The 12,525-nt window shown below is 61.1% G+C and carries 12 protein-coding genes; 8 read left to right on the plus strand and 4 right to left on the minus strand.

Annotated elements, in window-relative coordinates:
* Positions 1 to 28: 28 nt before the first annotated feature.
* A complete protein-coding gene (locus CD04_RS0103105) occupies positions 29 to 2,848 on the minus strand; it encodes an AMP-binding protein (RefSeq protein ID WP_081857956.1) in 2,820 nt (939 codons plus the stop codon).
* Between the two features lie 566 nt (positions 2,849 to 3,414).
* Between CD04_RS0103105 and CD04_RS0103110 the strand changes: the two genes are divergently transcribed.
* The 3 genes from CD04_RS0103110 (at position 3,415) to CD04_RS0103120 (ending at position 6,640) form a co-directional block, all read left to right on the plus strand.
* Entirely contained in the window at positions 3,415 to 4,602 is a 1,188-nt protein-coding gene (locus CD04_RS0103110; protein WP_031404338.1) for an aminoacetone oxidase family FAD-binding enzyme, read from the plus strand.
* Positions 4,603 to 4,735: 133 nt separating this feature from the next.
* Positions 4,736 to 5,734 carry an alpha/beta hydrolase gene (locus CD04_RS0103115; protein WP_031404339.1) on the plus strand — a complete coding sequence of 333 codons (999 nt, stop codon included), beginning with the start codon at positions 4,736 to 4,738 and terminating at the stop codon, positions 5,732 to 5,734.
* A gap of 24 nt (positions 5,735 to 5,758) precedes the next feature.
* Positions 5,759 to 6,640 (plus strand): YbgC/FadM family acyl-CoA thioesterase, encoded by an 882-nt coding sequence (locus CD04_RS0103120; RefSeq protein ID WP_031404340.1) that lies wholly within the window; start codon positions 5,759 to 5,761, stop codon positions 6,638 to 6,640.
* A 12-nt stretch (positions 6,641 to 6,652) separates the two neighbouring features.
* Here the strand turns inward: CD04_RS0103120 and CD04_RS0103125 are convergent, their stop codons facing one another.
* The 3 genes from CD04_RS0103125 to CD04_RS24335 are packed head-to-tail and all read right to left on the minus strand — an operon-like array spanning position 6,653 to position 8,437.
* Positions 6,653 to 7,480 carry an NRDE family protein gene (locus tag CD04_RS0103125; protein WP_051848881.1) on the minus strand — a complete coding sequence of 276 codons (828 nt, stop codon included), beginning with the start codon at positions 7,478 to 7,480 and terminating at the stop codon, positions 6,653 to 6,655.
* Positions 7,481 to 7,490: 10 nt separating this feature from the next.
* Positions 7,491 to 7,835 (minus strand): folate-binding protein YgfZ, encoded by a 345-nt coding sequence (locus tag CD04_RS24330; protein WP_051848882.1) that lies wholly within the window; start codon positions 7,833 to 7,835, stop codon positions 7,491 to 7,493.
* The gene (locus tag CD04_RS24335; RefSeq protein ID WP_051848883.1) at positions 7,829 to 8,437 is read right to left on the minus strand and encodes a folate-binding protein YgfZ; all 609 of its coding nucleotides are present in this window, start codon (positions 8,435 to 8,437) and stop codon (positions 7,829 to 7,831) included. The genes CD04_RS24330 and CD04_RS24335 overlap by 7 nt, the downstream gene beginning before the upstream one ends.
* 121 nt (positions 8,438 to 8,558) lie before the next feature.
* On the opposite strand from CD04_RS24335, the gene mltG reads away from it, so the two are divergent.
* The 5 genes from mltG (at position 8,559) to CD04_RS0103155 (ending at position 12,515) form a co-directional block, all read left to right on the plus strand.
* Positions 8,559 to 9,578, plus strand: a complete 1,020-nt coding sequence (gene mltG / locus CD04_RS0103135; protein WP_031404342.1) for an endolytic transglycosylase MltG — start codon at positions 8,559 to 8,561, stop codon at positions 9,576 to 9,578.
* Entirely contained in the window at positions 9,575 to 10,213 is a 639-nt protein-coding gene (gene tmk / locus CD04_RS0103140; protein ID WP_031404343.1) for a dTMP kinase, read from the plus strand. Before mltG ends, tmk begins: the two co-directional genes overlap by 4 nt.
* A complete protein-coding gene (locus CD04_RS0103145) occupies positions 10,206 to 11,216 on the plus strand; it encodes a hypothetical protein (RefSeq protein ID WP_051848884.1) in 1,011 nt (336 codons plus the stop codon). The genes tmk and CD04_RS0103145 overlap by 8 nt, the downstream gene beginning before the upstream one ends.
* A 1-nt stretch (position 11,217) precedes the next feature.
* Entirely contained in the window at positions 11,218 to 11,601 is a 384-nt protein-coding gene (locus CD04_RS0103150; RefSeq protein ID WP_031404345.1) for a PilZ domain-containing protein, read from the plus strand.
* Positions 11,602 to 11,720: 119 nt separating this feature from the next.
* Positions 11,721 to 12,515, plus strand: a complete 795-nt coding sequence (locus CD04_RS0103155; RefSeq protein ID WP_031404346.1) for a TatD family hydrolase — start codon at positions 11,721 to 11,723, stop codon at positions 12,513 to 12,515.
* The last annotated feature ends 10 nt before the right edge of the window (positions 12,516 to 12,525 follow it).

Here is a 12,525-nt window from a genome sequence, read left to right on the forward strand (position 1 = left end):
GGTCCGCGTGGATGTCTATCGGGTTTCTTTAGAGTGTGGGCACAGCGGCATCCGTTTCATCGATCTTCTGAAGGATGAAGGCCCTTGCTTGGTCCCGGAGCAAAACAGCGGACAAAAAATGATCCGCCGGCCCATCGGGCGCAGCAATGGTATCGCCGAACGTTACGGTGACTGGAAATCGGCGGGGCAACCACTTCTCATCGGCGAGGACCGATCGGGTGCCGCGGATCGCCACCGGAAGAATTGGAACATGGGCCCGCACTGCCGTGGAGAACGCTCCCAGGTGAAAGGCCAAAAGTCCTGGCGCCCGTCTGAAGGTTCCTTCGGGAAAGATGCACAGCGGAGCCCCGTCACTTGCGATCGCTGCAAGACGATCCGCATCGGCGACGCTTTGCTGGGCGACAGAACGCTCGACAAAGACGCTACCAAGGCGTTGGAGGTAAACCCGCGCCATCCAGTTCCCGAGCAATTCACGCTTCGCAATGAAACGATGAGGCCGGCGCATCACGGCGAGCAGGATCAGGCTATCCAGATAGCTTGCGTGATTCGGAACGAGGATGTGGCCACCGCGGCGCGGGTCTGGCATACGACCATTCACTCGCACTGAAATTCCGGAGACCCGGATAAACAGCTTTGCCATCCAGTGGCTGAAGCACCAAGCCCACGAAGGGACGACCAGGACGGCAGTGACGAGCCAGACTATCGGGGCAAGGACGAGGAAGAGACCGACGACATAGATTCCATACAAGAATCGGCCCATTGAAGTCAGTCTTTCCCGCGCTTGGGTGGCCACGGCCATCCAGCCAAGTCGGGCGAGTTGCCACCAGAGCGAGCGTGACGGTGAACCCACTTGGCCGGCCTCATACACAGCGCGTGTTGCGGCGCGACGGATTTTTCCGCTGGACGTCTTGAGCACCGTATGAGGCGGCGCGAGGATCACGTCGTCTGGGGGCTCGCCCAGCAGGTCGGTGATGCCGCGAATGATTGCTGCGTGCAGGGACTCGCGTGCAGCACGATCCGTCTCACGTGTTTCCGCCAGAACGACTAGGCGCTCCGTGCCCAGCGACGGATCCTGGCTGCCGAATGCCGCCACACATCCCTTGCGTACGCCACCGATGGCACCGACGGCCTCTTCGATTTCGTGGGGATACAGGTGATGCCCGCCACGAATGATGATGTCCTTGACACGACCGGTGATGTAAACCTCGCCTGCAGCGACGTAGGCACGGTCGGCTGTGTCCAGCCAGGCGCCATGAATCAGGCGATCGGTTTCTTCAGGGTTACGAAAATAACCAGCAGTGGCCGAAGGCCCCCGGAACTCCAGCCGGCCCTCCATCCGTTCGCCAACCTCGAAGCCGGCATCGTCGACGAGCCGGACATGGTGACCTGGAATCGGTTTTCCGCAAGCGACGAAGCGAAGCGGATTCGGATCGCCGGGGGATGCAATTTGCGCCTGGCGATCGCGCATGAAGGCATTTCGGTCGACGAGATCCACCAAAGGCCCGCGGCCGAGCGGCGGTACCAACAGCGCAACCGTGGACTCGGCCAAACCGTAAACCGGGGTCATCGCTGTTTGCGGAAAACCGTAGGCCCGAAATCGTGCCGCAAAGCGAGCGATTGTGTCCGGACTCACGGCTTCCGAGCCGTTGGCTGCAACGCGTAGGTGGCTGAGGTCCAGCCCCTGAATTTGCTGGTCCTTGATATGCCGGAGGCAAAGCTCGTAGGCGAAATTGGGGGCTGCCGTGAGCGTGCCGCGGTGGCGATGAATCGCCCAAAGCCAGCTTTCCGGGCGTGCCAGAAAAGCCATGGGCGACATCACCACCAAGGGGTTACCAAAATACAAGCTTGCCAGCCAGGCTGCGATAAGTCCCATGTCGTGGTACAGCGGGAGCCAGCTCACAAAAACGTCATCGGGCGTGATCTGAATCGCTTCCCCGATGCACCGGATGTTGGCGAGCAAATTGGCATGCGTGAGTACCACACCCTTGGGATTTCCGGTGCTTCCGGACGTGTATTGCAGGAAGGCAATGTCTGTGCCTTGAACTGCAACCTCCTGGCGCGTCGCATGGGGACCGGGCCGGTCTATGACCGAGACGACCCTTCGCAAGCCTGGCACGACCGCTTCAAGCAGGTGCGCCACAGCCATGGCCTCGGGTACGGTGACGAGCACCGCCGCCTGCGCGTTGGAAAGGATGAACGCATGGCGTTTGACGTGTTCCTCGATCTGGGAGGGACGAGCTGGCGGGTAGATGGGAACCGGGATGGCTCCGGAAAGAAGAATGCCGAAATAGGTATAGAAATACGCGGGGCAGGTCGGCAGCATGATCGCGACGGCCTGCCTGGCCAGTACGCCCAGGTGCTGAAGCCATGATGCGACCGCCTGCGCCTCCCGCATCAAGGCCGCGTATGAGATTTCTTCCTCACCGGCATCGGATAGCACGACGATTTGGCCACGGTTGGGGTGGCGTTGAAGATGCCAATCGAGAACGTCGAGAAGCGTGGATGCGTCCAGAGGTTGGCCTTGATCAGGCTCGGATCGGTTGCGCTCAAGAACAACCGCTGGGGCGAGAGACGTCACCTTGCCTGCGGCTTTCACAGCATTCAGAAGATCGCGTGGTGTCTCCGCAAGTGCGAGCGTGTTCTCCGGTAGCCGGACGCTGAAGGCATTCTCGATGCGCAGGATCAACTCAACGCGTGCGAGGCTGTCAAAGCCAAGATCGCGATCCAACGAACTATCCAGGCGAAAATCAGTCGCGGATGCCGGGCGCTGGTTGAGGTCCTGATACGCTTGGCGTATGACCTCAAACAACGTCGATTCGATTTCAGGCGGGGCGCGATCTTGGCTCATGCCAGTCCCCAGATCACAAAGCGACGCCTTCGCCATGCGCCGCAGTGACAACCCATCTCGAGCCGTCATCAATGGGTATCGAAGAATTCGTGAATTGCATGATCAGGCGGTAAGCCAATAGCCCATGTCTGGTGGTCCCGCAGCATCGAAGGGTTGCAACAGTGGGCGCGGTCTGGGGTGGTTGCCGCGCGGCGTTCCTTGGTAACGCATGCGCGTGGAAATATCAAGTACCAAGCGCGCTGCCCATGCGCTGAGCCGGTCCTTTCGCGTCGGTAGCGGGTCTCACGCGCTCAGGGCATCTCCAGTGCAGTCCAAGAACACAAGTTTAGGGCGCAATTGCGCACGCGTCGGGTGCCTTTGTACGACGAGGCGATCCGTCGAACGATGGAATGCGGGGCGTACTTGCCAAAACGCAGCACGTTGTGGGAACAGCGAGCGCGCATGGGAAAATCGGCTCCCGACCCGTACCGACGATGCGCGGGATTTGGGGGGAAGACGGACTTCCAGGTCGAGCATTCGGTCAAGCCTATCGTCCAACATTTCAACGTTTCAACGTTTCAAACGCAATGCACCCAGACAGCCATGACGTGGCAATCATCGGCGCAGGCGCTGCGGGCATGATGTGCGCCGCCGTCGCTGGGCAACGCGGGCGGCGAGTCGTGCTCATTGAACACTCCGTTCACGTGGGGGAGAAGATCCGGATTTCCGGCGGTGGGCGCTGCAATTTCACCAACACGCAAGCCGAGCTCAAACATTACATAGGGTGTCATCCACGGTTTGCCCGTCAAACCCTGGCGGGGTATACGCCACGCGACTTCATCGCCCTGGTACGCAAGCACCGCATCGGGTTTCACGAGAAGCATAAGGGCCAACTGTTCTGCGACGACAGCAGCCAGCGCATCATTGACATGCTGCGTGGCGAATGCTCGCAGGGTCGCGTGCAGTGGATGCAGCCAGCCAAGGTGCATGAGGTGCGCAGGCAGGGCAAGGGTTTTGCATTGACCACCAGCCAAGGTAACGTGCATGCGGAGCGGTTGGTTGTGGCCACGGGCGGACTTCCCGTACCCAAGATCGGAGCTACGGATTACGGCCTGCGCCTGGCTCAGCGGTTTGGCCTGCACGTGGTTCCTCCGAAGCCGGCACTGGTGCCGCTGACGTTTGCGCCCGAGTCTTGGAAGCCTTATGCCGAACTCGCGGGGGTGGCAGGCGCGGTACGGGTGCGGTGCGGGGAGCAGTCCTTCGACGAAGATCTGCTGTTTACGCATCGGGGCCTTTCCGGTCCAGCCATTTTGCAGATATCCAGTTTTTGGAACCCAGGTGACAGTCTCACAATCGACCTTGCGCCGGGGCGGGATATCGGAGTCCTACTTCGCCAAGCCAAAGCGCAGTCCCGCCAATCGGTGCTGAATGTGCTTGCGCAGACCTTGCCGCGGCGGCTCGCGCAGACCTGGGTACAGAACCTTGGTTTGGCAGGCGAGCGGCGGATTGCAGAACTGCCGGATGCAAAACTGGCAGCGCTGGGTGCCGCGCTCGCAGGTTGGACGGTGCAGCCCACCGGAACCGAAGGTTGGCGAAAGGCGGAGGTCATGCGCGGTGGCGTGGATACGGCGGAAGTGCATCCCGTGACCCTTGAAGCCCGCCAGGTTCCCGGCCTGCACTTCATCGGCGAAGTCTTGGACGTGACGGGCTGGCTGGGCGGCTACAACTTTCAATGGGCTTGGGCAAGTGGTTATGCGGCGGGCATGGCCGTTTGATACACGGCGATGCCGCACCTGGTCAGCATAAGGTTTGCTTGTCCTCTATGCTGAGGGTGCGCAACTCCGATGGCGGGCTAAGGCATCCTTGCAAGCCCGCTTCTCAGCCAAGCCTCCAATCATGTCCAAGCCCATGACCACATCCTCCAGCCGCCCCTTGGACGCGGGGCCGAGCCCCGAGATGCAGAATCTGCTCCAACGCATCGCTCGCGCCGGGCGCCCGGCCTTGTGGGACCTGGGAGTCGAACAAGCTAGGCAAGCGTACGCGGCTTCGTCGGATGTGCTTGACATCCCACCACCAAAACTGACCGAGGTCCTGGACCTTGATTGCGAAGCACGTGATGGCGTGCGGTTGCGCGTACGCCGTTATCGGAATGACGTCGAGCGCAGCACGGCGGGAGAGGCCTTGCCAGCCTTGCTGTATCTGCACGGGGGCGGTTTCGTCATCGGCAGCGTCGAGACGCATGACATTTTGTGCCGGCAATTGGCACTGTACGCCGGGTGTGCGGTATTTGCGCTTGACTATCGCCTCGCACCGGAATACCCGTTTCCGACTGCGGTGAACGATGCGTGGGACGCTCTGGTCTGGCTGCGCGAGAACGGTCCAATGCTCGGTGTGGACCCACAGAGCATCGCCATTGGCGGCGATAGCGCGGGAGGAACTCTGGCTACGGTAGGCGCAATCATGGCACGCGACGAAGGCTGGAGGCTGGCCTTGCAACTCCTGTTTTACCCAGGTACCGCCGGCTGGGCGCAAACGGCTTCCGCATTGCATTACGGCCACGGCTACCTTCTCGAGCGGGAACATCTTGACTGGTTTTTTGGGCGCTATCTGCGCGATCCTGCGCAGCGAAATGACTGGCGGTTCGCGCCGATGTTCGCGCCCGATCTGCGCGGCGTCGCGCCTGCATGGATGGGTCTTGCTGGGTGCGACTTGTTGCACGATGAAGGCGTGCTGTACGCCGAGCGGCTGAGGCACGCTGGCGTGCCCGTGACCTTGCGCGAGTGGCCGGGCGTCACACATGATTTCATCCGTATGGGCCGCGCCTTACCCCAAGCTGGGCAGGCGATCCGTTCGGCGGCAGATGCCTTGCTGCAAGCATTCAGCGGCGCATCGGCGAAGGCGGCTTGATTCGCCCTGGAACGCACCCTCACCATGACATCGAGACAACGTCACGCATTTGGTTTTTTCCACCGGTTACAGGTGCGCTGGGCCGAGGTGGACATGCAGCAAGTGGTATTCAACGGTCACTACCTGCTGTATTTCGACACGGCCATGAGCGCCTACTGGAAAGCGCTCGGCCTGCCTTACATGGAGGCATTGCAGCTGCTCCGCGGTGACTTTTACGTCAAGAAGGCAAGCCTCACCTACCACAGCCCCGCGCGGCTCGATGACTGGATCGACGTCGGCATCGAGCCGGCGCACCTGGGACGAAGCAGCATGACCCTGCGTACTGCCATGTACGTGCAGGATCGCCTGCTTGTAGATGGGGAGATTGTGTATGTTTTTACGACGTTGGGCCCGCGTGCAAAGGCACAGACCTTGCCACCCAGCTTGCGGGAGTTGTTGCAAGCCCACGCGCACGGCGAGTCGATGCTGCAGGTGCAGCTCGGCACCTGGGCTGAACTGGGAGGGCTTGCGGCGGCGGTGCGTACGGCCGTGTTTGTGCATGAGCAGGGCATCCCGGCTGAGCTTGAGTGGGACGCTTTCGATACCAACTGCCTGCATGCAGTGGTCCGCAATCGGCTAGGGCAAGCCGTGGCCTGCGGCAGGCTTTTGCCTGACGGGCATATCGGTCGCGTGGCTGTGGTCCAAGCGCTGCGTGGAAGCCAAGCGGGTCGTCTGGTGATGAAGTCCTTGATGGGTGAGGCGCGTGCGGCCGGCCATGCCCATGTCGAAATCTCGGCTCAATCGGCCGTCGCCGGCTTTTACCGCAAGCTCGGTTTCGTTAGCTATGGCGAGCCGTATGACGATGCTGGCATCCCGCATATTCGGATGCGCGCAGCCCTGCTGCAGGAGATCGAGGCTATAGGCTGAGCCTTGCCTGGTTCAGTCTTCCTCGTGCCAGTTCCAGATGAAGTCTGCGGGTTCGGCAGGCGCGGGTTGGTGCTGGATTTCGCGCACATGTATGCGTGAATTGCTATCTGTGCGCAGCAGTGTGGAGCAGCGTGTACCGTAACCGGGGTCGCCGGGCACGCGGATGAAGGCGGCTGACAATGCCCGCTCCCATGCCGGGGTCACGCCTGTGCTCGGCAATTGGGCGTCGGGTGCCGTATTGCTGTCGGTCAATGCTGCCTGCAACGCGGCAAACTGCCCCGCGGCCGGTCGCCGGGCTTGCTGTGCGAGGGCCGTCTGCAGCGCACGCACCTTGGGCCACGGCGTATCCAGCGCGGCGTTTGACAGACCATGCACGCCGGGCTCCACACGACACAAACGTGCCGGATGATTGGAAAGCCAGATCAGTTCACTGCGCGCCATATCGCCAAGCAAAAGGTTGAAGCCCGCATATTCATGCGCAACAAATTGCGCCGCCTCAGCATATTGGGAAGGCGCGCAGTCGGGCATGGGTGTGCCGTCCTTGGGTTGCTGCGCAAGCAAAAAGCGCAACGCCAGCAGGCCACGCGAGGGGGCGAGCGGACGCTCGAGCGCCGGGTCGCGCACGTTGGTGATGGCGGCAAAGCGCCCGCTACGTGTGACTCCAAGCCAGATACCCCCGCTGCGCAGGTCTCTGCCGCTCAAAATCTCAGTGGGCTTTGTTGGGTGGGGCCGCCACCAGCGCATGGACAGAGTGGGGCGGTCCAGCCACTCGTCACGGTTCGCCGCAAGCAGCAAGGGTTGTTCCGTCCCGGGTTGCCAGTTCCAGGCGATCAGGCACATGGCGGCGAGCTTAATCCTGTGGCGGCAGCGCGTAGGGCAGGGTGGCCAGGGAAAGCGCGGGGCCATCAATTGATCGAGCATGCAACGTGCCAGGCGTGGCGGTTGCAGCGATTTTGAGTTCGGCCAGAGCCTCCCAATCCCTCGTGGCTGGCGCTGCTGCCACCACCATGCCGCAAGGCTGGTTCGGGTCGTCGCTTTGGAAAATCTCATCGCCCGCAGCCAAGGGTCCGGGACCGACGAGCCGATAGGTGCGCCGCTTGATGGTGCCACGGTACTGTGTGCGGGCCACGATTTCCTGGCCGGGATAACAGCCTTTCTTGAAGTCGACCGCGCCCAGCGCTTCGTAGTTCAGCATTTGGGCACAAATTGCTGAGTCGTGGCCTCCGTGACATGGCCAATCCCGGCACGAACCTCGGCAAGCATCCATTCCTCCTTCGTGCCTTCCGCGATTTGGGTGCGCAGTCCTTCGATGTCGCGGAGCCCGAATGGACTTTCGGACACAAGCAGCAGCCGGCGCGTACCTGGGGCGTCGGGCAGACGGATCAGCACGATTCCTTCGCGTCGCTGCATGGACCATGGCTCGGCGGGGCAAGACCACCCATCCGGCCCCAACACGTCGTCCTCGCCCGGCGATTGCAGAACGCCATACAACGTCTGCTCAGCGCTGGCGTCATCGACCTTGCATTGCAGACGGAGAATGAACATGCGTAGGCGCCTGAGGGTGGCATCCGCCAGCGAGGAGTCCAGGGCCATGGCAATGTCACCGGCACTTGTCTTCCACAGCAAGAAATCGGCCAGCATGCGGCCCTGAGGCGTGCAAAACGCCGCCATGCGCGCTGTGTCCGCTGGCCAGTGATGCACTTCCTGGGTGAACTGTGCCTGGAGCAAATCGGCGGCTTGGGGGCCATGCGCGAGAAGCACGCTCAGGTGAGATAGAGGGGTGAGGGTGGCAGGCATGCGTGGACGATGTGTGAAACCAAGGGGCGGGGCGCACGATGCAGCACTCGCGTCGCGTTGGCACGCGACAATGGGATTTGCGCGATGCTCGGCTAGTATAGAAAGTTGACGCATTTGTTTGGTGAGCTCGTTTTTGAAACCCCGCTGGCCTGTTCGTTTTCTTGCACTCGGCGTGGCCGTGGGGCTGGCCATGGTCGCCGCCTTCGCTTGGTGGGCGCTGGCACCAATACGGCTGCACGCATCGCCGCTGGATTTCTCGGTCAAGCCCGGTAGCACAGCGCGCACTGCTGCCGTGCAGGTGCGTGCACAAGGGACCGAGATTTCACCTCGGCTGTTTTATTGGCTGGCGCGCATCACCGGCAAAGGTACCGAGATCAAGGCAGGGAGCTATGAGATCGAGGCGGGAACCAGCCCCTGGGATCTGTTGCAGAAAATGGCGCGGGGCGACCAGTCCCTGCTCGCCATCACGGTTCCAGAGGGATGGACCTTCGCGCAGTTCGTTCATGCACTCAATGCGGCACCGGGCCTGGACCATGACGCCCAAGGGCTGAGCGGCGCGCAAATTATGGATCGCATCGGCGCGCCACCGGGCACACCACCCGAAGGCTGGTTTTTCCCGGACACCTACCTTTATGCGCGCGACTCATCCGAACTGGCTGTGCTAAGGCGCGCTTACCAGGCCATGCAAAGGCAGCTCAGCGGCGCATGGGCTGCGCGCCAGCCGGGTTTGCCATTGCACACGCCCTACCAAGCTCTGATCCTGGCGTCGGTGGTCGAAAAGGAAACAGGACTGCCCAGTGACCGGCGCAAGATCGCGGCCGTGTTCCTCAACCGCTTGCGCGCCGGTATGCCCCTCCAAAGCGACCCCACGGTCATCTATGCGTTGGGCAGTCGTTACTCGGGCGCGCTGACGCGCAAGAACCTGCAGGTGGCATCGTCATACAACACCTATGTCAACAGCGGGTTGCCACCAACGCCCATTGCCCTTCCCGGCGATGCTTCGATGCAAGCCGTGCTGCACCCCGCGAACACCCGCGCCCTATATTTTGTCGCTCGCGGCGATGGCAGCAGCGTCTTTTCGGATACTCTTGGCGAGCACAATGCAGCCGTGGATCGCTATATCTTGAAGAGGTCTCCTTGAATCAGTCGAGCAATCGTGGCTTGTTCATCACGCTGGAAGGTATCGACGGCGCCGGTAAAACGACGCAGTTCGATGCGGTCGTACGCACGCTGCGCGGGGCCGGACGCCATGTGACGGCCACGCGCGAGCCCGGGGGGACGCCTCTGGGCGAACGCATACGCGAGTTGCTGCTTCACGAGACTATGACGACGTCCACCGAGGTCTTGTTGATGTTCGCGGCGCGCCAGGAGCATGTGCTGCGCGTGATCGAACCCGCGCTTCTGCGGGGGCATGATGTTGTGTGCGACCGGTTTACGGACGCCACGCTGGCGTACCAGGGCGCGGGCAAAGGGATTCCGCAGGATCGCCTGCAGACACTGGCGCGCTGGGTCCATCCGGGGCTGCAGCCGGATTTCACCCTGTTGATTGATGTACCTGTTGAACTTGCTGTTCAGCGCCTGCATGCGCAGCAGCGCGAGACGGATCGATTTGAACGCGAGTCAGCCGAATTTTTCGCCCGCGTGCGCCAGCACTACTTGGGCATGGCGGCCGCTGAACCCGAGCGTTGGAGGGTGATCGATGGTGAGCGCAATGTTGACTTGGTGCGTGACGATGTAATATTTAACATTAAAAAAATCATCCAACATATTGAATAAAAACAAAGATATCCAAGCAGTTCTCCTGCACGGTGCAGTCGGTTTGGGGATCTGGGAGGCACTGTACGATGCAGCGCGTGCCGTGCTTTGCGAAGCTCCGGTTGCTGCAGCATCGCCCCAATTGGGCGTCTCGCAGGACGTGGGCCTGAAGGCCTGTGGCCATTGCGCGGCATGCCGCTTGATGGCGGCCGGTACCCATCCCGATCTGATGGTCCTCGTGCCCGACGCGCTGTTGCCCGAATTAGGGGTCGGCACCCAGGAATCGACTGAAGTGCCCGTGGCGAGCGAAAAACGCGCACCGAGCAAGGAAATTGGAATCGACGCCATTCGTGGCCTTGTGGTATGGGCCCACGGCACCAGTCACCGTGGGGGCTCGAAAGTCGCGGTGATCTATCCGCTCGACGCCATGGCATTGCCAGCGGCGAACGCAATGTTGAAAACACTTGAAGAACCACCTCCAGGCCTTTATTTGTACATGGGAACCCATCGGCAGGATCGCGTGTTACCGACCATACGCAGTCGCTGTCGCCTCATGACGATGCCGCGCCCGGGCCGGGCCGAGGCCATGCAGCTTTTGCAATCACGGGAATTGGCCAGCGCGGAGCAAATCGCCGATTGGTGCCGCAATGCCGTGCATGACATTGAGCCGCAGCGCGGCATGGAATGGGCGCGCAAAATGCTCGCAGCAGTGGCGTCGGGTCAGGGCAGTGTGACTGCTGGCGAAGTGGGGCCAGTCCCGGTAATGCCAGCGGCTGTTGCAGCGTTGCAGAAAATCAGTGTGGATTTAATGCGTGTGCGCCTTGGTCTTGATCCGGTCTACATGCCAAGCGAAAAGGCTGCCCTGCAGCGGCTTGCCACGATGGCTGAAGCGCGCCCGCTGCAGGCCTTCTGGCAGCGTCTCACGACATTAAGCAGCACGGCCAGCTTCCCTTTGCATGCGGCGCTTGCTTCGGAAAGTTTGGTCCTAGAATTCAAGCAACTTTTCATGCGAAGTACGCATTGATATGGCTACCAACTCTCCTGCTGCTGTCAATGCTTCGTCTAGCGCACGACCGAGCGTCATTCAGCTCGCAATCAAGGAAAGGGCGGCGCTTTACGATGCGTTCATTCCCTTTTTCGCCGAAGGCGGAATCTTCGTCCCCACCTCGCGTAGCTACCGGCTTGGTGACGAGGTTTATCTTCTGCTGACCATCATGGACAACCCGCAGCGGTTTCCCGTGGCTGGAAGGGTTGCATGGATTACTCCCGCCAACGCCGCCGGTAACAAGCCTCAAGGCATCGGGGTGCGCTTTCCTTCAGACGAGAAAGCGAAACAATTGCGCCATGTAATTGAAGATATTTTGGGCCCAGCCGCAGAGGCGGCGAGTCGCCCGACCCACACGCTTTAACCCAAGGGCCAACGATTGTGCCGGTGCCGAGGCAGGGCGTGGCCGTCCGCCTGATGTGAGGCACATTGCGCGCTTTCCTTGCCTGCGTCAAATACGCCAACCTAGCGGCACTCAACCCCATGGCCCTCACTGACTCCCACTGTCACCTCAATTTCCCGGGTCTGCGCGAAAAGCTCGATGATGTTCTAGCGTCCATGCATGAACTTGGCGTTGCGCGAGCCGTCAACATCTGCACCCAGATCGAAGAGTTTGATGACGTGCTCGCCTGCGCCGTGCAACATCCCCATATCTGGGCGACGGTCGGTGTCCATCCGGACCAGGAAGGTCTGACCGAGCCGAGCGTCGAGGATCTGGCGCAACGGGCTCGCCACCCACGCGTGGTGGCAATTGGCGAGACTGGGCTGGACTACTACCGACTCGAAGGCAGGACCGTTGCCGACATGGAATGGCAGCGCGAGCGCTTTCGTGCTCACATCAAGGCTGCGCGCGAGGTCGGTAAGCCACTCGTCATCCATACCCGCGCGGCTGCGGACGACACCTTGGCTATTCTGAAAGAGCAGGGTGCGGATACGATCGGAGGCGTATTCCATTGCTTTACAGAGACCTGGGATGTGGCGCGGCGTGCGCTTGATCTGGGCTTCTACATCTCGCTTTCTGGCATCCTGACATTCAAGAATGCCGAGCACTTGCGCGAGATTGCAAAGAAATTGCCTGATGATCGCATTCTGGTGGAAACCGATAGTCCGTACCTCGCGCCAGTTCCCCACCGGGGCAAAACCAATCAGCCTGCCTATACCCGATACGTCGCTCGTTGTCTTGCGGACATTCGCGGGTGCTCGGAGCAGGACGTCGAAGCCTTTACGGAAGAGAATTTTGAGTGTCTATTCAAACAGGTACGAGCGACAGCGAATTGAAGTTCGAGCT

Source organism: Thiomonas sp. FB-Cd (assembly GCF_000733775.1).
Classification (GTDB): domain Bacteria; phylum Pseudomonadota; class Gammaproteobacteria; order Burkholderiales; family Burkholderiaceae_C; genus Thiomonas_A.

Coding starts and splice junctions, on each gene's coding strand:
- CD04_RS0103105 (WP_081857956.1), bottom strand. CDS start 2,848: ATGAGCCAAGATCGCGCCCCGCCTGAAATCGAATCGACGTTGTTTGAG.
- CD04_RS0103110 (WP_031404338.1), top strand. CDS start 3,415: ATGCACCCAGACAGCCATGACGTGGCAATCATCGGCGCAGGCGCTGCG.
- CD04_RS0103115 (WP_031404339.1), top strand. CDS start 4,736: ATGACCACATCCTCCAGCCGCCCCTTGGACGCGGGGCCGAGCCCCGAG.
- CD04_RS0103120 (WP_031404340.1), top strand. CDS start 5,759: ATGACATCGAGACAACGTCACGCATTTGGTTTTTTCCACCGGTTACAG.
- CD04_RS0103125 (WP_051848881.1), bottom strand. CDS start 7,480: ATGTGCCTGATCGCCTGGAACTGGCAACCCGGGACGGAACAACCCTTG.
- CD04_RS24330 (WP_051848882.1), bottom strand. CDS start 7,835: ATGCTGAACTACGAAGCGCTGGGCGCGGTCGACTTCAAGAAAGGCTGT.
- CD04_RS24335 (WP_051848883.1), bottom strand. CDS start 8,437: ATGCCTGCCACCCTCACCCCTCTATCTCACCTGAGCGTGCTTCTCGCG.
- CD04_RS0103150 (WP_031404345.1), top strand. CDS start 11,218: ATGGCTACCAACTCTCCTGCTGCTGTCAATGCTTCGTCTAGCGCACGA.
- CD04_RS0103155 (WP_031404346.1), top strand. CDS start 11,721: ATGGCCCTCACTGACTCCCACTGTCACCTCAATTTCCCGGGTCTGCGC.